We start from the raw sequence: 19807 nt of genomic DNA on the forward strand, positions 1-19807 counted from the left end.
ACCAATTATACGTGAACCTCTGCTGATGGCGACGGCTGCGGCGCCGGATTTTCAATTTGAACATTCAACTCGCCGTCGACTAAGTCAATGTGAATTTGCGCGCCGTCGAAAATTTCACCTGCGATTAATTCACGCGCCAGGCGGTTTTCGAGTTCCTTTTGAATCATACGCCGCAACGGACGCGCACCGTACACCGGGTCGTAACCGCTGAGCGCAATGTGTTCTTTCGCCGCGTTGCTGACTTCAATGCTCAGTCGGCGTTCCTGTAAGCGATGGCGCAATTCGTCCAGCATCAAGTCAACTATTTTCTCTATTTCTTCCAGGCTCAATGATTTGAACAAGACGATGTCGTCGACGCGGTTCAAAAATTCGGGGCGGCAATGGATGCGAAGTTCATCCATGACTTTTTGGCGCACATCGTTTGAAACCTCATCGCCCGCCGCCGTTGTGTCGTAAAGATGATGTGAGCCGATATTCGATGTCATAATGATGACCGTATTCTTAAAGTCGATGGTGCGGCCTTGCGAGTCGGTCAGGCGCCCGTCGTCCAGAATCTGCAACAGGATGTTAAACACATCGTGATGCGCTTTCTCAAATTCATCAAACAGGATGACGCAATAGGGCTTGCGGCGCACTGCTTCGGTCAATTGGCCGCCTTCTTCAAACCCGACATAGCCGGGAGGCGCTCCGATCAGGCGTGAAACGCTATGCTTCTCCATGTATTCTGACATGTCGATGCGCACGATGTTGTCTTCTGAATCAAACAATGAAGTCGCCAGCGCTTTGGCCAATTCCGTCTTTCCGACGCCGGTCGGCCCCAGGAAAATAAACGAACCAATCGGGCGGCGCGGGTCTTTGATGCCTGCGCGGGCGCGCAGCACGGCGTCTGCGACGGCGCTGACGGCCTCGTCTTGTCCGATGACGCGCTCATGCAGCACGTCTGAAAGATGCAGCAATTTTTCGCGTTCGCCTTCCATCAATTTTGATACGGGAATCCCCGTCCAGAGGGCGACGATCTCGGCGATTTCCTCTTCGGTGACTTCTTCGCGCAAAAATTGGTTCGCGCCTTGTTTGTTGAGCAAGGCGGCTTCTTTTTCAGCAATCTGACTCTGCAATTGCGGCAAGCGCCCGTGACGTAGCTCCGCTGCTTTTGACAGATCGTACGCGCGTTCGGCTTGCTCGATTTCGATCTTGATCGACTCCAGTTCCTCACGAAGTTGACGTACGGATTGGATGCCTTCTTTTTCGGCTTCCCATTGGGCGCGCATACTCGACGCCCGCGCTTTCAGGTCAGCCAGTTCTTTCCGCAACGCAATCAAGCGCTCCTTGCTGGCGCTGTCTTTTTCTTTGCTGAGCGCCTGTTCTTCGATTTCGAGTTGCATGACGCGGCGGGTGACCTCGTCGAGTTCCGTCGGCATGGAGTCGATTTCCGTACGAATTTTGGCGCAGGCTTCATCCATCAGGTCGATGGCTTTGTCCGGCAAAAAGCGGTCAGAAATATAGCGGTTCGACAACACGGCCGCCGCGACTAGCGATTTATCTTGAATCTTGACGCCGTGGTGGACTTCATACCGCTCGCGCAAACCGCGAAGGATCGAAATTGCGTCTTCAACCGTGGGCTGCTCAACCAGTACAGGTTGAAAGCGGCGTTCGAGCGCGGCGTCTTTTTCGATATGCAGGCGGTATTCGTTTAGCGTGGTGGCGCCGATGCAATGTAGTTCGCCGCGCGCCAGCATGGGTTTGAGCATGTTGCCCGCGTCCATAGAGCCTTCGGTTTTACCCGCGCCGACGATGGTGTGCAGTTCGTCAATAAAGAGAAGGATGCGCCCGTCGCTGTTTTTGATCTCGGTCAGCACCGCTTTGAGGCGTTCCTCAAACTCGCCGCGATACTTGGCGCCCGCAACCAGCGATCCCATATCGAGCGAAAAGATTTGCTTGTTTTTGAGACCTTCCGGTACGTCGCCCCGTACGATGCGATGGGCGAGGCCTTCGACGATGGCGGTCTTGCCTACGCCCGGCTCGCCAATTAAGACTGGGTTGTTCTTTGTTTTACGAGACAGAATTCGAATGACGCGGCGGATCTCGCCGTCACGCCCGATCACGGGGTCGAGTTTTCCCTTCGAGGCTTCGGAGACCAACTCGCGTCCAAAGCGTTCCAAGGCGTCGTATGTCGATTCGGGCGAAGCGCTGGTGACGCGCTGGTTGCCGCGCACCGACAGCAGGGACTTGAGAAACGCATCGCGACTAAGCCCGGCGTCTTTAAAAATTTTCACGGCGGGTGCAGCGATCTTTCCCGATAGCAGCGCAAGAACCAGGTGCTCAACGCTGATGTATTCGTCTTTCAGTTGCTTGGCCTCGGCTTCAGCCTGGACGATCAGCTGGTTCAAGCGGCTGGACGCATAACTCTGCCCATTGTCGCGGCCTGGGCCGCTGACGCGGGGACGGCGGTTGAGTTCGTCTTCGAGTTGGCTTTCGATTGCGCCCGTCGGAACCTCCATCTTGCTGAGCAGCCGTGGAACGAGCCCTTCCGGCTGACGCAGCAACGCCAACATCAAATGCTCGACGTCGATTTCGAGATGATTATTTTCGACCGCGATGTGTTGCGCGGCGGCGATGGCTTCTTGAGATTTTTGGGTGAAACGGTTCATATCCATACGTATTCGCCTCCTTGAGTCGGCGTTGGTTATTTTACCATGAATGCAAATGTCGTGCACAAAAGTTCCATGATTGCATTTTTTTCTATAAATCTTAATTTTCTAGGATGTTATGCCGTTGTGAACTAACTAGAGTCTACTTTTTTTGCAGGTGCTATTCTGTGTCATTATGGCGCAATTCGGTTGCATCATTGACTCGACTTAGTTAAACTTGATCTTGTGTTCTTTAATCAAACTACACTAAGTCAAGTTAATGATATATCCACTTTCTTTCGTCAAAATAGTTTGACTTAGGTGAATTTAATCCGACTGGATTTAGTCTGTTTTTTCAGGCTTAATGTTATCGACTAACTATAGTCAACTACAGGATTGTGCAAAATTGGTTTATGATTATCTCTGGAGAAAAAACGAATGGCGCATAATCCACGGAATTTTATAAATCTGCTTCGTCTCGTTGGCTTAACCATGCTGACTGGAGTCGTGTATGTCTTACTGAAAATTCAAGGAAAACTCCGTATGTAACTCAAAACATGTGATTTATGTGTAATATCCTACCTCTGTCTTTCTTCTGAATTCGCCTTTCCTTATTTTCACCTTCAATAAAAATATGAATAAAGTTAAAATTATGTTTAATTATATTGACAACTCGGTTCAATTATATTAATATTGTTTTTAACTTTGTTGAATTCAGGAGGGCTTATGAATCTCCAAAACGAACAACCATCTTGGCTTAGGGCGCTCAATGATGAAGACCTGCAGTTTCTGAAGCGCTTCATCCTGGCGTCCGGGTCTTTGAAAGCGCTGGCGAGTGAGTACGGCATTTCTTACCCAACCGTAAGGACGCGGCTCGACCGGCTCATCGAAAAAGTGAAAGTTGCAGAACAGAGCGGGCTTGAAGACGAGTTCCATCGCCTCATTCAAATTAAGGTGGCTGAGGGTTCGCTGGGCGCATCCACGGCGAAACAACTGCTCAAAGTCCATCGCGAAAGTGTAAAATCCATGGAGGAACAGTCATGAAAACATATAAAAAATGGATTCAAGTTTTTCTAATTTTCGCAACGTGGGCTATTGCTGATTGTTTTGGTGTAGAGCCGCAACAAATTCTCCCAAAAGAAATGGGCAAATTCACCTCGGAACGCATTGTGGGGCATGATCTGTCTTACACAGATTTCATAGATGTGTTCTATAACGATCAAGGAATCTTGGTTAATAACAAATATAATAAAGGCGCCATATCTGTACCTCTATTCATATATGAAGACCCAGGTTTTGAGGCGGAAACCATCATTTACTCAGCCGAAATCAAAAGCGACAAGATTGATTTGAAGGCCTATCTCGAAATGCTCTGCACGTTTCCCGATGGAAAAACCTATTTTTCCCGGGGCGTTTCACAATCTTTAAGTGGAGCAACAACGTGGGAAATGCAACAGACGCCGTTTTTTCTGAAAGCGGGGCAACGGCCCACTCGCATAACAGTTGGGCTTCGTTTTGAAGAACCGGGTTTTGTTTATATTCGAAATATTGAGCTGAAGAAGGCGGACAACTCCCTGCGGTCTTCGCTGTATTTCTATCAATCGGTTATGCCGCGATTGCTGGGAATCATCTATGGATGCTGGGGGGCGGCCATCGGGATCCTCGGCGGGATCATGGTTCCTAAGGGACGTTTTAAAAAACTGGTGCTAACGCTGATTGCCAGTATGGGATTGTTCAGCGTCGCCATATTTATCCTCGCGGTTCAATTGCAGATGAGTACAGGAATCTCTGTCTCAATAATCAATCAATATTACATTGCCGCTGGACTCGGAATCGTTCTCTCGGTTGTATTTATACCAATCATGCTGAGGCGCTATCAGGAGGTCGAACTGCGAAAAATGCAAGCCAAGGATATCGGGTAAATAAAAGAGACCGGAGGCCTTTTGCGTTGGCTCGCGTGTGCGTCTACACTGCTATCAATCATTGTAAAGGCTAGGGGAAACGCACATGGATTCATTGTTTGACGACGCGCCGCAAAAGGCGTACGTTGATGAACTCAACGTCGGAGATTTGGTCGAGTCGGCCTTTGTCGTACATCGCCTCAATCTGCGGGAGTACGATAAGGGCAAATTTTTACAAGTTCGGCTCGGCGACCGCACTGGTAAAGTCAACGCGGTTTTATGGAACAATGCCGACAGCGTCAACGAGCGCCTCGAAGAAGGGCAGATTGTCCATATCGAGGGCAAGGTCAATAGTTATCAGGGTGAATTACAAATCACCTTAGACCGCATCGAAGCGCTGCAAGACCTTTCAGAAGTTGACCCTGGCGATTTTTTGCCGAAGTCGCCGTATGAACTGGACGAAATGACCGCTGAATTTGACCAGCGTATTGAAGAAATCCAGGATACGGATTTTCGCGAGTTGTTGGAATCGTTTCGAAACGATGAGGCCGTTTGGAAAAAATTCTCAACTGCCCCCGGCGCAAAGTTATGGCATCACCCCTACATTCACGGCTTGCTGGAACACACGCTTTCCGTGATTCGGATGTGTCGGGCGGCGGCGGACAATTACCCAAATATCAATCGCGATTTGTTGATAACGGGCGCGGTGTTTCATGATTCAGGCAAGATGGATGAGTTTGAATATGATTTTCGCATCGACTATAGCACCCAAGGGCGTTTGCTGACGCACGTCTATATGAGCACAAAACTGGCTGAGCAGTTGATTGAACGGCTGGAAGCGTTCCCCGAAGAAAAACGCCGCCTTTTGTTGCACATTATCCTATCTCACCACGGCGAAACGGAGCGTTCTCCCGTTTTGCCAATGACCTTGGAAGCCTGCCTGCTGCATCATGTTGAAAATATGGACGCGCAAATTGCTGCGTTTCAACGGGAAATGGACAAAGTCGGCAACGAGAGCAAACCTTGGACCGGGTATGTAAACTTGATTGGACGTTATTTATACCGTGGAGAGCCTCAGGCGCCGGATGATGAAGAAGCGGCATCCTAACGGGGTGGCGTGACCGTGCTTGAAAGCGCCCGTTTATGAGTACAATGAGTCAAAAGGATAATCAAGGATAATCGTTGTTCATGTCAAATAAATTACGCAGTTCTCAATTGCTCAGCCAGTTGTATTGGCGCTACCAGCGCCGCCGCCTGATCGGCTTGCTTTCGCTATGCCTTCTCTGTTTGATGCTGGGCGCTCAGGGCATGTTGTTCACGGGTATGGCGCTACGCTTAGAACAATTCAGCCTAAACGTGCTCTTTACGGTCTTGTTATTGGGCGGCGCTGCCGTCATTGGGCGATATATATACGACTGGTTGGCGGACGGAGTGTTTGCGCGCCGATTTTTTCATCAATGGGAATCGCACCACCAGGATGTCGCGCACCGCACCGACTTGGTTGTGTATAGCGAACGTCAACCGGATGAAATCCAACGCTTGGGCTATTCGCAAGAACTGATTCACGCTGAAGACGAAATATTGATTGAGCGATTGCAGGCAATAGCCCAACACAGCGCGCCTACTCCGCTGCGGTTGCCGCTGGCGTTGCTCGCGGCGGTGGTTATTTCATCGGGATTGATGTGGCTGGTCAAAGGAGACGCGTTGCAAGCGGAGTCGCGCCGCATCGCGCAGGCGCTGGTCGTGTATGATGCGCCGGACGACAGTCTATCGTTGCAAGTTCCAACCCAGGTGACGGTAAAACGCGGCGATCCGCTCACGTTGTCGGCGACCATTCAGGGAGACCCGAAAGGGCAATTCGCGACGCTGCATCGGGAATTTCGATCCGGCTGGGAGAGCGTAAGCGTCGCGCCGCAAGACGGGCGGGCCGAGTTTTCGTTGCCCAGCCTCAATCGTGAAATGGTCTACTACATTTCGCTGGGCGATGCATTGTCCAACCGGGGGACGGCGACGCCGCTCGATCCGCCTGCATTGGCGAAGGGGCGCATTGTCATTCAGCCGCCAGCCTATACCAACTTGCCGCAAGAGACCATCAACCATTGGCGGGCGTTCTCGGCGCCGCGTGGCAGCCATGTGACGTTTGCGGGCATTGCCAGCGCCAGTTTGACCGCTGCGACGGCGCAGTGGTTGGGTAATCCATATCCATTGACGCTAGGCGGCGGCGAGTTTGCGATTGAGATCGAACAGATTCATCAGAACAGTGAATTTACCGTCTCGATGCAAGATGAAAACGGCATGATCGGCCAGTCGCAGTCAATTCAAATTGAAATGGTTGAAGACGCGACGCCGCAGGTTGAGATCATGGCGCCGCCGGAGAATATAGACATCCCCGGCGGGATGGCGATTGGCGTTTCGGCCCATATTCAAGATGATTACGGCGCCCGTATTATGCTGCTGCATTCGCAACTGAACTATGACGAATCGACCAACAAGTCTGAACTGGTGTGGAAATACACCGAAGAACAAGCGGCGGACATAAACAGCGGTAAAGATTTTTATGTGAATTTTGAATGGAACATCGCGCCGTTTGAAATGTATCCCGGCGATGAATTGACGTTCTATCTTGAAGCGTTCGACGAAGACCCGTTTCATGGTCCGAAGGCGGCGCGTTCAAAAACACATACGGTGCGGTATCCCTCGTTATTGGATTTGGTGGATGAACTGAACCAGGAAGAAGATACCCACATTGAAGATTTGAATGAGATTCTCGCTGAACAACGCGATATCCGCAACAATCTAGACGATACCTTGGAGCGCATTGCGGAAAAGTCTGAAATGCAGGGGCAGGAGGAGCAGGGCGAAGAACAATTCTGGATGGAAAAACAAGAACTCGAAACCATCAAAGACCGCCAGGAAGAACTAATCGAAGAAGCCAAACGCATTGAAGAAGAACTCGAACAGTATCAAGAGTCAGCTAACGAAGAGCTCAGTTCTGAGGAAAAAGAAGAGCAGGGCTTTACGCCGGATACCTTAGAAAAACTGAGCCGCGTTCAAGAATTGATGAAGGAGATGGTCGACCAGGAAAGCCAGCAACTGATGGAGCAAATGGAATCGGCTATCGAACAACTTTCGCAAAATATGGATGCTGAGCAGATGCAGGAACTCGATTTCAGCGTCCAGAATTTTGAAGAGCAGCTCGACCGGACGCTGTCGATGCTCGAATCGACCTTTCAGTTCCGTCAGTTAGAAGGCCTTCGTCAAACGGCGGAGGAACTGGCCCAGCGCCAAGACCATCTGATGCGCGAAACGGAGCAATTACAGCAGGACGTTTCGAGTCTCGAATCAGAAATCCAGGAGATGGAAGAACAAGCGCAGCAATTGGCGCAAGAGCAAGAACAACAAGGCGAAAATTCGCAAGCAGAGAATTCGCAATCGGGTGAACAGAACCAAGGCGAGCAAACCCCGTCGGGCGAGAATAGCGAATCTTCCGAGCAATCGGAGGGCGAGCAAGGCGACGCCGCCTCAGAAGAACAGCAACGCCTGCAAGAGGAAATCAATAAGAAAAAAGAAGAACTAAGCGCGAAAGAAAACCTGTTGGCGCAGCGTCAAGAGCGCTTGCAAGAAGACGCTGAAGCGATGATGGAACAGATGGAGAAGATGAAGGAAGAGATGAGCGAAAGCAACCCCATGCTCGCTCAAAAGATGGAACAAATGCTGGAGCAGCTGCAAGAAAATAAAACCATGCAGCAAATGAAAAAAGCCGCCCAGCAATTACAGTCGGGCCAGCCGCAAATGGCGCAGCAGAACCAGAAAAAAGCGCTGGAATCTCTGCAACAAATGTCAGAGCAAATGAACGACCAAATGGCCAATATGGGCATGCAAAATATGGAAGAAGATTCCAACCAGATTAAGCGCCTGGTTGATCGCGGATTGTTTCTTTCGGATGAGATGGAAGGCCTGACCGAGTCCGTCATGGGGCAGAGCGAGGCCTTGGCTGCGTTGCGAATCGCGAACGCCTACTTACGCGAAATCAAGCGCGTACGCACCGTATGGAAAGGCGTCGCAGCGCAGAACCCGTATCTCAATCGACGTTCGGGCCAATTGCTGCAACAGAGCGAACAACGCCTCTATGAAGCCGTGGAGGTAGGGCAGGGCGTCAAATGGCTGGGGCTGCATGAAGCCCGCCAGTCGTTGATTGCGCTCAATCAGGCGTTGCGTCAGATGATGCAAGACAATCAGGACATGATGCAGCAAATGCAGCAGCAACAAAGCAGTATGCAGGATTTCCAACAGCAGATGCAACAGATGATGCAGCAACAGCAAAGCCTCAACCAGATGATGCAACAGCTGAAGCAACAAGGCGAACAAGGCGAAAAGATGGCCGAACAACTCAAGCGCATGGCGCAGCAACAATCGCGTATTCGCAAAGAGATCGAAAAAATGATGCAGCAAAACCGCCACGCCCGCCAATTGAAAAACCGGCTGCAGGGCATCTATGACGAGATGCGCGAGGTCGAAAAACTGCTGGAAGCCGGCGAGAGCGGCGACGAAGTCGATGAACGCCAACAACGCATCATGACGCGGATGCTCGAAGCGGGCACCATGCAGGAAGAAGACGAATACGGACGCGAGCGCCGCGAAGAAACGCCTGATGCGGTCGAAACTGAATCGCCGGAAGGCGAAGTAAAAACCGATTGGAAAGATTCAATACGCCGAAGCCTGGAGCAACCGCCGCTTGACAATATCCCGCCGCAGTATCGCGAGGCGATCAAGAAGCATTACATCCGGTTGTCTGAAGAAGCGCTGCCCGGTTAAGCGCGCCTTTTGCAATATTGTCGAAATATGATATAACAGGCTGGGCTTCGCGCCCGGCCTGATTTATTTTTGGGAGGATAGAAATGCAACGAAATAACAAGACGTGGACATTGCGCTGCTTGGCCTTATTTATTCTGTGTGGAACAATGGCAATAACAACAATGAATGTAGGAGCAGGCGCTGTGAAAATTGAGAAAACGACTTTCGAAGGCTGGAATGATTGTTACCGGATGTCAAACGGTGAAGTTGAATTAATCGCAGTGGCGGACATCGGCCCGCGTATTCTGCGCGTCGGGTTTGTCGGCGGGCAGAATTTCTTTAGCGTAAGTGAAGGCAGTAAGGGAAAAACTGGCGGCAACGAATGGAACGGCTACGGCGGACACCGCTTCTGGATCGCTCCTGAAATGGATTACACCTATCACCCTGATAACTTCCCCGTCAAAGCGGAGGTTCAAGGCAATTCGATCACGTTTACTTCATCGCCGGAATTGGTTGACTTCAGCAACCGCGCAGCAATGGACAATGACGAGTTGTATGAAAAAGTGAATGACCCGGCGTTTAAGTCTAAGTTGACCGTACAAAAGGTTATGAAAGTCACTATGTCAGAAGAAGGCGAAGTGACTGTCGATCATACCGCGACCAATGTTGGTACTCAAACCTTGGATATTTCGCCCTGGGTATTGACCGTCATGAGTAAAGAAGGTCTTGCAATTATTCCCAATGAACCTTATGCGCCCCACGGCCCCGGCCATTTTCTTCCTGAACGGCAATTGGTGTTGTGGAGTTATACCTTCATGAATGATTACCGCATCCAGTTCGGCGACCGCTATTTCACTGTGCAGCAGGACCCGAAGGCAACCAAGCCGTTTAAACTGGGCTTCTCCGATACGCAAGGTTGGGCGGGTTATTCATTAAATGGTGAATTGTTCGTCAAATATATGGACCGCATTCCAGGGAAATCTTATCCTGACATGGGAAGTTCAGTTGAATTGTTTACCAACAACGCCATCATGGAAATCGAGTCGCTCGGCCCGGAGTTTAACTTGAAACCGGGCGAAGGTATGTCGCACCAGGAGCGCTGGCGCTTGTTCAAAACTGGCCCGATCGAACGAAACGATGATGCGATTGATGCCAAACTCAAGCCATTGGGCTTAGTGGAGTAATTCCAATTCGATGAAGCGAAAAAGGGGGCGGTGATCCGTCCCCTTTTTATTAGTGAGGAGAAATGAAAATGAACATTCTACGCGCTTGTATGGCATTGTGCGTATTAACGCTGCTCCTTCCGTCTCCGCAATGCGAGACGATTACCTTCGGCTCGCTGGTTGATGAGATGACCGACATGCACCGCTTGGCGAAGTTCCCTGAACCTGTGTATAAGACCGTCCAGTTTTCATCGTATGACCGGCGCAGCAAGACGCCGGGCGGGCCGGACTGGTATGCAAATTCCGACGGCTTTGGCAGCGAACCCATTCCCAATTTTGAAGAAGTATTGAAAGAGCCGGGTGCGGACAACATTGGTGAATATCTCGTTTGCGACGTAAAAGGCCCCGGCGCGATTGTGCGAACCTGGACGGCGGCGATCAAAGGCGATGTTCGCGTGTATTTAGACGGCTCGAAAGATGCGGTGTATGAAGGCTCCGCACAGCAGTTCTTTCAATATACGGCGCAGCATTTTTTAGCGGATAGCGGCATTGATTCAAAACTGATCGACCGCACGTTTCAACAAAGAAATGCGTGTTACTTTCCGATTCCATTTGCGCGGCGCTGTCGCATTGAATGGCGCGGCAATTTGAAGGAACTACATTTTTATGAAGTGCAGATTCGCTTGTATGAGCCACACGCCGAAGTCGCGACGTTTGAGCCAAGCGACGTAAAAGTCTTTCAGGAAAAGATTGAATCCGTTGCAAAAATTCTGGGCGATATCGACGGCGAATGGCAGTACAAATCCGAAAAAGAAGCGCTGCCTTTGAATGCTATGTTGAAAGCGGGTGAAACGGTTTCTTCGATTAAGCATAAAGGCTCAGGCGCGATTGAACGGCTGACGCTTCAACTCAAAGCCGATGATCTCAACGCGGCGCTGCGCCAGACGGTGATGAAAATTTCATTCGACGGCTTCCAGACTGAACAGATCATTTCGCCCGTCGGTGATTTTTTTGGCGCGGCGCCGGGCGTGAATCCCTATACTTCGCTTCCATTTACCGTGACGCCAGAGGGCGAAATGACCTGCCGCTATGTGATGCCGTTTCGCGAGAGCGTGAATATCACCTTTGAAAACCGGGGCGAACAGACGGTTGAAATTATTGGTTCCGTTTTGCCGTGCGCGTTTGAAGTCGAGCCGGAGCGCTTCCAGCATTTTCGGGCGCGTTGGCGCGTCGAACATGACCTGATTAGCAAACCGGAACGCGACTTGCCGTTTTTGCTCGCCAATGGAAAAGGCGTTTACGTTGGTACCACCAGTTATTTATGGAACCCGAATTTGATCCCTACGCCGTATGGCAACTGGTGGGGCGAAGGCGACGAAAAAATATTTGTCGATGAGGATGAATTTCCTACGACATTCGGTACTGGCTCAGAAGATTACTACAACTACGCCTGGTCGGCGCCGGATATATTCTTGTTTCCCTATTGCGGACAACCTCTCAACGATGGTCCCGGCAATCGCGGGTTCGTGACCAATTTTCGCTGGCATGTGATAGATGCGCTGCCGTTTAACGAACAGATTGCCTTCTATATGGAACTCTTCACTCATCAGTTGACGCCCAAATTAACCTATGCGCGTATCAGTTACCACTATGGCTCGCCGGGAATCTACGACGATGTATCGCGTATCAGCATGGACGATTTGCGTAAGCCCGTTCGCGATCAGGTTTGGAGCCCTGTAGCGGAATTTGGTGCTCAGAATTCGACGTTTTATGAAACCGAAGCCGTTGCGACAAAGAGCGCAACAAGCCGTATGGACAATGACAATCTGTTTTCAAACGGCTCATGTTGGGTCTGGCAGCCAAAAGCAATCGGAGAAACGGTTGAGTTAAAACTGTCGTTACAAGAAGCGGGCAAGTACGGCTTGCGTATGACCTGCGCCCACACAGAAAATTCGGGGACGTTTTCTATTCTATTTAACGGAGAAGACATCGACGAAATCGTTGAATTGAATGTTGCGCACCGGAAGTATTTGAGAAACCGCTTTCTGCCGGAGTTTGAATTAAAAGCCGGAGAGCAAACGCTGGTTTTAAAATATGAGGGTGCGCCCGACGGCGCCGCTGGCGAGATCGGCGTCGATTTTGTTTGGCTGCAAAAGCGATAGAAGTTTTTTACGTACTGGAGTAGGGGCGCAGCGTGCCGCGCCCGTGATAACACCGATTAGAAATCTTTAATTCAAGGCGTGGGTGCAACTCTGTGAGCGCCTGTGCATAAAGGCCTGAAAGCCTGCACTGAAGCGAAGAGAGATGTACCCACGCCTTGATTCCGATGTCTATATACCAAATAAGCGTTATTGAAATAACTGCGCTAAATTCTCTTTATACGGTGGATAGATAATGCCTTTTTCGGTGACGAAGGCGGTGACCAATTCATTTGGAGTTACGTCGAAAGCTGGGTTGTAGACTTTGATTCCATCCGGCGCGGTTTGTTTGCCAAAGCCGTGGGTGATTTCTTCGGAGTTGCGTTCTTCAATCGGAATCAACGCGCCTTCGGCAAGGTTCATGTCAATGGTTGAGGTCGGCAACGCGACGTAAAAGGGGATGCCATGATGCTTGGCGAGAACCGCGACGCCGTAGGTTCCAATCTTATTGGCGACGTCTCCGTTAGCGGCGACGCGGTCGGTCCCAACGATGACGGCCTTGATCCAACCCTTCGCCATCACTGATGCTGCCATGTTGTCGCAAATCACAGTGACGGGAATATCGGCTTGCTGCAGTTCCCAGGCGGTGAGGCGCGCGCCTTGTAGCAGCGGGCGGGTTTCGTCGGCGAACACGTTGAGCGTGACGCCATTTTCTTTGGCGATGAACATCGGCGCCAGCGCGGTGCCATAGCGGGCGGTGGCGAGACCGCCGGCGTTGCAGTGAGTTAATACGCCGTCGCCTTCATTGAAAAGCGTCGCTCCGAATTCACCAATGGCGCGACAGACGGCGGCGTCTTCTTCGAGCATTCGTTGCGCTTCGTCGAAAACGATTGTTTTTAATTCATCGACAGATTTGCCGCTATTTTCGCTCGCGACCCGTTTAATGCGGTCAAGCGCCCAAAACAGGTTTACAGCCGTCGGACGCGAGGTCGCCAGGTAATCGGCGGCTTTCTCCACATCGGCTTGGAACGCGGTAAAATCAGCGGCAGTCGAGTGCTTGACGCCGATATAGACGCCAAATGCAGCGGAAACGCCAATCGCAGGGGCGCCGCGTACGCGCAGCATTTTGATGGCTTCCCACATATCTTCAATGGTCTCGATGGTAATATATAACGTCTGCGTGGGCAGCAGCGTTTGGTCGATGATTTTGACTTGTCCATCCACGACGGCTATGGTATCGAACGGCATGGCTTGTATCCTTACATATTGGTTTGCAATGGGAGAAACGGTAGCATCGAACCGTTTGTCCGGCAACCGTTTATCCTGAGCTGCACAGATTGATCAAAATTCTTTATGAACGTATTACTGGAATCACTCTATAGCAAGCAAGGTTTGATCGCCTATACCAAGCGCTACGGCTTGCGCTTGACCAAGGCGCTGGGGCAGCATTTTTTGATCCAGCGCGAATGGATGGCGGCTGTGCTCAACCGGTCTGAGATTCCCCGCGAAGGTTGCGTTATCGAAATTGGCCCGGGAGTGGGGCACCTCACATGGTTGCTGTTGGAGCGCGGTTTAAACGTCGTCGCCATCGAAAAAGACCGCCGCTTTGCCGGAATGATTCAAGAACTGGCGGCGTTAGAGCCTACCTACAAAGACCGCTTGCGCATCATTGAAGGCGACGCGCTGAAGACGGACTTCAAAGCGCTGCAAGAAGAAACGGGCGCGAGATGCGTCATCGGCAACCTGCCATACAACGCCGCGACGCCGATTCTATTTCATCTCGCGTATTCTCAGGCGCCGCTGGAATGTATATGCACCATGGTGCAGAAAGAAGTCGGCGAGCGAATTATGTCGAAATCGGGCTGCAAAGCCTACGGTCGGCTGTCGGTGGTTCTACAATATCTGTTTGACATTACCGCCAGCGAGGTGATTCCGCCTTATGCGTTTTTCCCGGCGCCCAAGGTCGATTCGCTGGTGTTAAAATTTGCGCCTAAGACTGATGTTGACGCAGAGTTTGCGCAGCAATTTTTAGAGAAGGTTGTGCATGTCGGTTTTTTGCACCGCCGTAAAAAATTGCGTACGTCGCTAAAAGGCGCGACTGTACAAAAGCAAATTTTCTCGCTTGATTTTTTACGTGAAGCAGAAGCCCAATTCAACTTTGATGACCGCGCCGAACAGTGGCCGGTTGAACAGTGGGTCGCATTTGCGGAATATGTTCGGTCCCAGCCCGTTTCAAATCCAACGGGCGTTTAATTATTAAAGAAGGAAAAAGAAATGACCAAACGAGTAATCACTTTGGGGCATAGCCCAGACTCCGATGACGCATTTATGTTTTACGGCCTCGCCCAGGATAAAATTGATACCGGCGACTTGCAGTTCAAGCACATCTTGCAAGACATTGAAACCTTGAACCATCGCGCGGCGGTGGGCGAGCTCGACATCACCGCGATTTCCGTCCACGCCTATGCGTACGTCAACCACAACTACGCCATCTTGACGGCGGGCGGCAGTTTAGGGCTGGGTTATGGGCCGATGGTGGTCGCGAAAGAAAACTGGGATATCAAAACGCTCAAGACCAAGAAAATCGCGATTCCCGGTAAGATGACCTCCGCCTATCTTGCCCTGCGGCTTTGCATTGGCGAATTTGATTTTGACGTCGTCCCATTTGACCAGATCATCCCCGCTGTGGAAGACGGGCGCGTCGACGCAGGCCTGATTATCCATGAAGGCCAGTTGATGTATGGCGATCACGGTTTGCACAAACTGGTCGAACTAGGCGAATGGTGGAGCGAAGAAACCGGCGGGCTGCCGTTGCCTTTGGGCGCCAATGCGATTCGCAAAGACCTCGGCGAAGAAATGATCCAGCGCATCGCGCCGTTCATGCGCAAGACCATTCAATACAGCCTGGACAACCGCGAGGGCGCCTTGGCCCACGCCATGCAATACGCCCGTGATTTGAAGCAAGAACAAGCCGACAAGTTCGTCGGGATGTATGTCAATGAATTGACCTTGCATGTGAGCGATCAAGGCAAGGAATCCTATAAATTGTTTTTAGATCGCGGTTATAAAGAAGGAATCATTCCAAATCCCGTCGATTTAGAATTTATCGAATGCGGCTGATTTAATGGAGGAAAGTAGCATGAGACTTCGCATCGCTTTTGCCTTGTGCGTATTTCTGGGAACCGCTGGCTTGGCTGGCGCGGTTGAAGAGGGATTCGACTCGCTCTTCAACGGGAAAAATTTAACCGGATGGACTGTCGAACATGGTGAAGCCGGGACGTTTTCCGTTCAAAAAGACGTTCTCTATTGTCCTGGCGTGACAGGCTATCCCGCCTGGCTTCGCAGCGAAAAAGTATACGAGAATTTTGATCTGCGCTTTGAGTTTCGTATGGACGGCTGGTGCAACAGCGGCGTCTTCTTCCACGCGCCGCTGCATGGCCGCAATTCAAAAGTCGGCTTTGAATTTCAGATCGACCATAAAAGCGAAGAAGGATTACTGAAAAAATCTGCGGGCGCCTTGTTCGATGTGCTCCCGCCGAAAGTCATGGCGATTGGGCCGGATAAAAGTTGGAACCAGGGACGTATTTTGATGGACTGGCCGCGCCTGACCTGCTGGATCAACGACCGAGTCGTACAAGAGCTGAATGTTGAAGAGCACCCTGAACTCAAGCACCGATTGCGCAAAGGCTACCTTGGCTTGCAGGATATGGGCTACAAAGTCTGGTATCAGAATATCCGCATCAAAGAACTGCCTTCAAAAGAAAAATGGCAATCCTTATTTAACGGCGAGAACTTCGACGGCTGGTATCAAGAAGGTAAGGGCGCCGTATGGAAAGTCATCGACGGCGCGATGCACACCGCAGGCGGGACCAGTTATATGGTCACCAATGGCGAGTATGAAAATTTTGAATTTCAGTCTTATGTTCGCACCAGTGCGAATGCCAACGGGGGAATATTCGTCCGATGGAAGCAACTGGAAGGCGGCGACCGGGGCAATGAAATTCAAGTTGAAAACACGCCGGATTCAAATTTTCCCACTGGAAGCCTGTACAATATCATCCGTGCGCCGATGTTCCATTATGAGAATGAAGAGTGGTTTCTCATCCAGATTAAAATTGTCGGCTCGCGTTTAGTTGTCCGTGTGAACGGTGAAACCGTGGTTGAAACAGATGAATTTCCCACTGTCCGCAAGGGCCATATTTCACTGCAAATGCACAGCCATGATCCGTGGATCGAGTTTAAAGATTTAAAAATCAAAACACTGTAGTTTTCTGCAATTGAATTATAATGCGCGCCCAGGGGACTGTTTTCCTCTGGGGCGTTTTTTTCAATGGTTGGATGAAATTTGGAAGGCAAACGTATGACGACAAGCGCAAGCGAAATCAATTACTGGGGGCGATTAATTGAGCCTGAGATTAAGGAATTTCTTCAGGCGAAAGATTTCAAATCGCTCCGGTCTGCGTTAGCGGAACTCGAAGCGCCGGATATTGCCGAAGCGCTTTTGGTTCTAACGCCGGATGAGCGCGCGATTGTCTTTCGAATTCTCCCCCGCCAGCTAGGCGCTGAAGTATTCGCCTATCTCCCGTTTGCGGAAGAAGAAGAACTGATTCATAGCCTTGGCAATGAACACGTCACGGGCATTTTGAATGAGATGGAGCCGGATGACCGGACGGCGCTGTTAGAGGAACTGCCGGGACAGATTACCAAACGTCTGATCGCCTCGCTTTCGCCAGAGGAACGCTCTGTCGCAAGGCAGCTGTTAGGCTACCCGGAAGAGTCTGTCGGTCGATTGATGACGCCGGAATATGTGTCCATCAATGAAGAATGGACCGTGCAAGAGACGCTAAATAAACTGCGCCAGATCGGCAAAGAAAAAGAAACAGTCAACTCACTTTACGTCACCGACCAAAAAGACCATTTGCTTGCGTATGTTCCATTAAAGATGTTAATTTTTGTCGCCCCCGATTCATTGGTTCGCGACATCATGCTGCCGAACATCGTGGCGTTGCGCGCTTTTGACGACCAGGAAACCGCCTCTGACGCCATGTTGCACTATGACTTGAATATTCTTCCCGTTATTGATTCAGATGGAACTCTGGTGGGCATCGTGACCGCTGATGATGTTTTGGACGTCGTGATTGAAGAGACGACCGAAGATATCCATCTCATGGGCGGCGTGCAGGCGTTGGAAGAGCCGTATGACGACGTGTCGTTTTTTACGATGGCGCGCAAGCGGGGTACTTGGCTGTTTATTCTGTTTCTTGGCAGCACGATTACGGTCGCAATTATGAAGCAGTTTGAAACCACCATCGACAATGTCAGTACGGCGGTAGTTTTATTTCTTCCAATGATTATCAGCAGCGGCGGAAACTCCGGCTCTCAAGCGGCGACGCTGATTATCCGCGCACTGTCTGTTCAGGATGTTGAGTTAAAAGATTGGCTGGTTGTGTTTGGCCGCGAACTACTAACAGGTCTGTTGCTTGGCGCTTTTTTGGGAATCATTGCGATGCTTCTCGTTGTTTTGTGGCCCGGCGCGGAGACCTTATTCGGCGCCAATTATATTATGTTCGGATTCACCATTAGTTGCGCTGTTGTTGGCGTGGTGACGGCGGGCGCGGTGATTGGCTCTATGCTTCCATTTCTTTTATCCGCATGGGGCGTTGATCCGGCGTTGGCTTCAACGCCGCTTGTCGCGACGTTGGTTGACGCACTGGGCGTTGTCATATTGTTTTCGGCGGCGTTATTGATTCTCGCTTGAATAATTCAAACACAAGGCGCTTATGACGACTTACGCCTATACCTTTCGTGAACGAGCGCTGAACGCCATTCAACGATACGGCATGTTGAAGAAAGGCGCGCGTCCGCTGTTGGCTGTATCCGGCGGCCCTGATTCTGTCGCGCTGCTGGATGTGTTCTCCCGCTTACAAGATGAACTCAACCTGGATATTCACGTTTGCCATGTCAATCATGGATTGCGCGGCTCAGCATCTTTTGAAGACGAACGCTTCGTTGTCCAACTGACGGGGCGTTATATTCTTCCACTCACCGTACGCCGGTTTGAGCCGGATGAAATTGAAACAATCCGCGCAGGCAATCTGGAAGAAGAAGCGCGCAATTTGCGCTATCAAAAACTCATCCATACCGCAGAAGAACTCAACCTGTCGCCCATCGTGACGGGCCATACTTTGAGCGACCAGGCGGAAACCGTATTACACCGGATTGTTCGTTCCAGCGGCATAACCGGTTTGAGCGCGATTGCTCCTATGCGAAATGATGTCGAGCCTCCGGTTGTGCGTCCTTTGATTTCGCATACCCGCGACGAGATCATGCAGTATATTCAAGAAGAAAAACTCGAATATTGCCGCGACCAGATGAATGAGGAACTGGCGTTTACGCGAGTGCGAATTCGTAAGGAATTACTACCGCTGATTCGAGATACATTAAACCCGAACATTGAAGAAGCGCTTGGCCGGCTCGCGTGCGTCGCGCAAGAAGAAGAAACCTTTTGGAACCAGTGGATAGACGGCGTACATCAGCAGATTGGCGAGGCGGAAGAAGACTCGCCGGCCGACCGGGAGCGCTTTTTGCGTCTAAGCCGGGCCGAGCAGCGCCGATTGCTGCGGCGATATATTCAAACGTATAACGTCGATCTCTCATTCGTGAATGTTGACGATTCAATCGAATTGCTGATGGGAGAAAAACCGCAAGGCGAAATTCATATCAGCAGCGAAGTCCGCTTGTATCGGCGTTATGACCGCTTCTATTTTGCGGGGCCATCTCTGCCAGCCGAGCCAATGACTGAGATTGTGTTGAAGGCGCCGGGTGTGACGGTGATTTCTGACTTGCGCATCGAAGCCGTTGTTCAGGAATTTCCCGCTGAGGTGAAGCACCTGCCCCCGCAGGGCGCCTGGGTCGGAGAATTTGACGCAGGCAAAGTCATGCGCCCCATCACGGTCCGTACACGTAGGGACGGCGACGTGATTCGTCCGCTCGGCATGAGTGGAACCAAAAAGATCAAAAAAATATTGCAAGAAAAACAAATTCCTCAAGAAGAACGTGAACGCCTCCCGCTGGTATTTATGAACAATGAAACGGCCTGGGCGCCGGGATGTTGCCTCTCTCAATCATTTTGCGTTGACCACAACACTCAAACCATTTTGCGAATTGTCATTCGGAAAATCTAA

The 19807-nt window shown here is 50.8% G+C and carries 13 protein-coding genes; 11 read left to right on the top strand and 2 right to left on the bottom strand.

Features of this window, described 5'->3' with window-relative positions; translation table 11 throughout:
- Window positions 1-5: 5 nt before the first annotated feature.
- A complete protein-coding gene (clpB, locus tag P9L94_02375; GenBank protein ID MDP8242899.1) occupies window positions 6-2654 on the bottom strand; it encodes an ATP-dependent chaperone ClpB in 2649 nt (882 codons plus the stop codon).
- A 699-nt stretch (window positions 2655-3353) separates the two neighbouring features.
- Between clpB and P9L94_02380 the strand changes: the two genes are divergently transcribed.
- From P9L94_02380 to P9L94_02405, 6 genes are all read left to right on the top strand, one after another.
- Window positions 3354-3671, top strand: coding sequence for a DUF2089 family protein (locus P9L94_02380; GenBank protein MDP8242900.1), 318 nt, complete (start codon window positions 3354-3356; stop codon window positions 3669-3671).
- The gene (locus P9L94_02385; protein ID MDP8242901.1) at window positions 3668-4549 is read left to right on the top strand and encodes a hypothetical protein; all 882 of its coding nucleotides are present in this window, start codon (window positions 3668-3670) and stop codon (window positions 4547-4549) included. The genes P9L94_02380 and P9L94_02385 overlap by 4 nt, the downstream gene beginning before the upstream one ends.
- Window positions 4550-4634: 85 nt before the next feature.
- Window positions 4635-5636 carry an OB-fold nucleic acid binding domain-containing protein gene (locus tag P9L94_02390; protein MDP8242902.1) on the top strand — a complete coding sequence of 334 codons (1002 nt, stop codon included), beginning with the start codon at window positions 4635-4637 and terminating at the stop codon, window positions 5634-5636.
- Between the two features lie 80 nt (window positions 5637-5716).
- Window positions 5717-9343 (top strand): hypothetical protein, encoded by a 3627-nt coding sequence (locus P9L94_02395; protein ID MDP8242903.1) that lies wholly within the window; start codon window positions 5717-5719, stop codon window positions 9341-9343.
- 83 nt (window positions 9344-9426) lie between these two features.
- Complete coding sequence (locus P9L94_02400; GenBank protein ID MDP8242904.1) at window positions 9427-10506, top strand: DUF4380 domain-containing protein; 1080 nt, start codon at window positions 9427-9429, stop codon at window positions 10504-10506.
- Window positions 10507-10574: 68 nt separating this feature from the next.
- Window positions 10575-12647: a DUF2961 domain-containing protein gene (locus P9L94_02405; protein MDP8242905.1), complete on the top strand. Its 2073-nt coding sequence runs from the start codon at window positions 10575-10577 to the stop codon at window positions 12645-12647.
- A gap of 186 nt (window positions 12648-12833) precedes the next feature.
- Here P9L94_02405 and mtnA read toward each other — a convergent pair whose 3' ends face one another.
- The gene (mtnA, locus tag P9L94_02410; protein ID MDP8242906.1) at window positions 12834-13871 is read right to left on the bottom strand and encodes an S-methyl-5-thioribose-1-phosphate isomerase; all 1038 of its coding nucleotides are present in this window, start codon (window positions 13869-13871) and stop codon (window positions 12834-12836) included.
- A gap of 105 nt (window positions 13872-13976) precedes the next feature.
- Between mtnA and rsmA the strand changes: the two genes are divergently transcribed.
- The 5 genes from rsmA (at window position 13977) to tilS (ending at window position 19807) form a co-directional block, all read left to right on the top strand.
- Window positions 13977-14876, top strand: a complete 900-nt coding sequence (rsmA, locus tag P9L94_02415; GenBank protein MDP8242907.1) for a 16S rRNA (adenine(1518)-N(6)/adenine(1519)-N(6))-dimethyltransferase RsmA — start codon at window positions 13977-13979, stop codon at window positions 14874-14876.
- A 21-nt stretch (window positions 14877-14897) separates the two neighbouring features.
- Window positions 14898-15743, top strand: a complete 846-nt coding sequence (locus tag P9L94_02420) for an MqnA/MqnD/SBP family protein (protein ID MDP8242908.1) — start codon at window positions 14898-14900, stop codon at window positions 15741-15743.
- A gap of 19 nt (window positions 15744-15762) precedes the next feature.
- The gene (locus tag P9L94_02425; protein MDP8242909.1) at window positions 15763-16890 is read left to right on the top strand and encodes a DUF1080 domain-containing protein; all 1128 of its coding nucleotides are present in this window, start codon (window positions 15763-15765) and stop codon (window positions 16888-16890) included.
- A 93-nt stretch (window positions 16891-16983) separates the two neighbouring features.
- On the top strand, window positions 16984-18381 hold the full coding sequence (gene mgtE / locus P9L94_02430; protein ID MDP8242910.1) for a magnesium transporter: 1398 nt from the start codon (window positions 16984-16986) through the stop codon (window positions 18379-18381).
- A gap of 22 nt (window positions 18382-18403) precedes the next feature.
- Entirely contained in the window at window positions 18404-19807 is a 1404-nt protein-coding gene (tilS, locus tag P9L94_02435) for a tRNA lysidine(34) synthetase TilS (protein ID MDP8242911.1), read from the top strand.

The organism is Candidatus Hinthialibacter antarcticus, from assembly GCA_030765645.1.
Lineage (GTDB): Bacteria > Hinthialibacterota > Hinthialibacteria > Hinthialibacterales > Hinthialibacteraceae > Hinthialibacter > Hinthialibacter antarcticus.

Excerpts from the sequence above, each read along its gene's own strand:
- P9L94_02385 (MDP8242901.1), top strand. The coding sequence starts at position 3,668 with ATGAAAACATATAAAAAATGGATTCAAGTTTTTCTAATTTTCGCAACG.
- P9L94_02400 (MDP8242904.1), top strand. The coding sequence starts at position 9,427 with ATGCAACGAAATAACAAGACGTGGACATTGCGCTGCTTGGCCTTATTT.
- P9L94_02420 (MDP8242908.1), top strand. The coding sequence starts at position 14,898 with ATGACCAAACGAGTAATCACTTTGGGGCATAGCCCAGACTCCGATGAC.
- clpB (MDP8242899.1), bottom strand. The coding sequence starts at position 2,654 with ATGGATATGAACCGTTTCACCCAAAAATCTCAAGAAGCCATCGCCGCC.
- rsmA (MDP8242907.1), top strand. The coding sequence starts at position 13,977 with ATGAACGTATTACTGGAATCACTCTATAGCAAGCAAGGTTTGATCGCC.
- tilS (MDP8242911.1), top strand. The coding sequence starts at position 18,404 with ATGACGACTTACGCCTATACCTTTCGTGAACGAGCGCTGAACGCCATT.
- P9L94_02390 (MDP8242902.1), top strand. The coding sequence starts at position 4,635 with ATGGATTCATTGTTTGACGACGCGCCGCAAAAGGCGTACGTTGATGAA.
- P9L94_02380 (MDP8242900.1), top strand. The coding sequence starts at position 3,354 with ATGAATCTCCAAAACGAACAACCATCTTGGCTTAGGGCGCTCAATGAT.
- P9L94_02405 (MDP8242905.1), top strand. The coding sequence starts at position 10,575 with ATGAACATTCTACGCGCTTGTATGGCATTGTGCGTATTAACGCTGCTC.
- mtnA (MDP8242906.1), bottom strand. The coding sequence starts at position 13,871 with ATGCCGTTCGATACCATAGCCGTCGTGGATGGACAAGTCAAAATCATC.
- P9L94_02425 (MDP8242909.1), top strand. The coding sequence starts at position 15,763 with ATGAGACTTCGCATCGCTTTTGCCTTGTGCGTATTTCTGGGAACCGCT.
- mgtE (MDP8242910.1), top strand. The coding sequence starts at position 16,984 with ATGACGACAAGCGCAAGCGAAATCAATTACTGGGGGCGATTAATTGAG.
- P9L94_02395 (MDP8242903.1), top strand. The coding sequence starts at position 5,717 with ATGTCAAATAAATTACGCAGTTCTCAATTGCTCAGCCAGTTGTATTGG.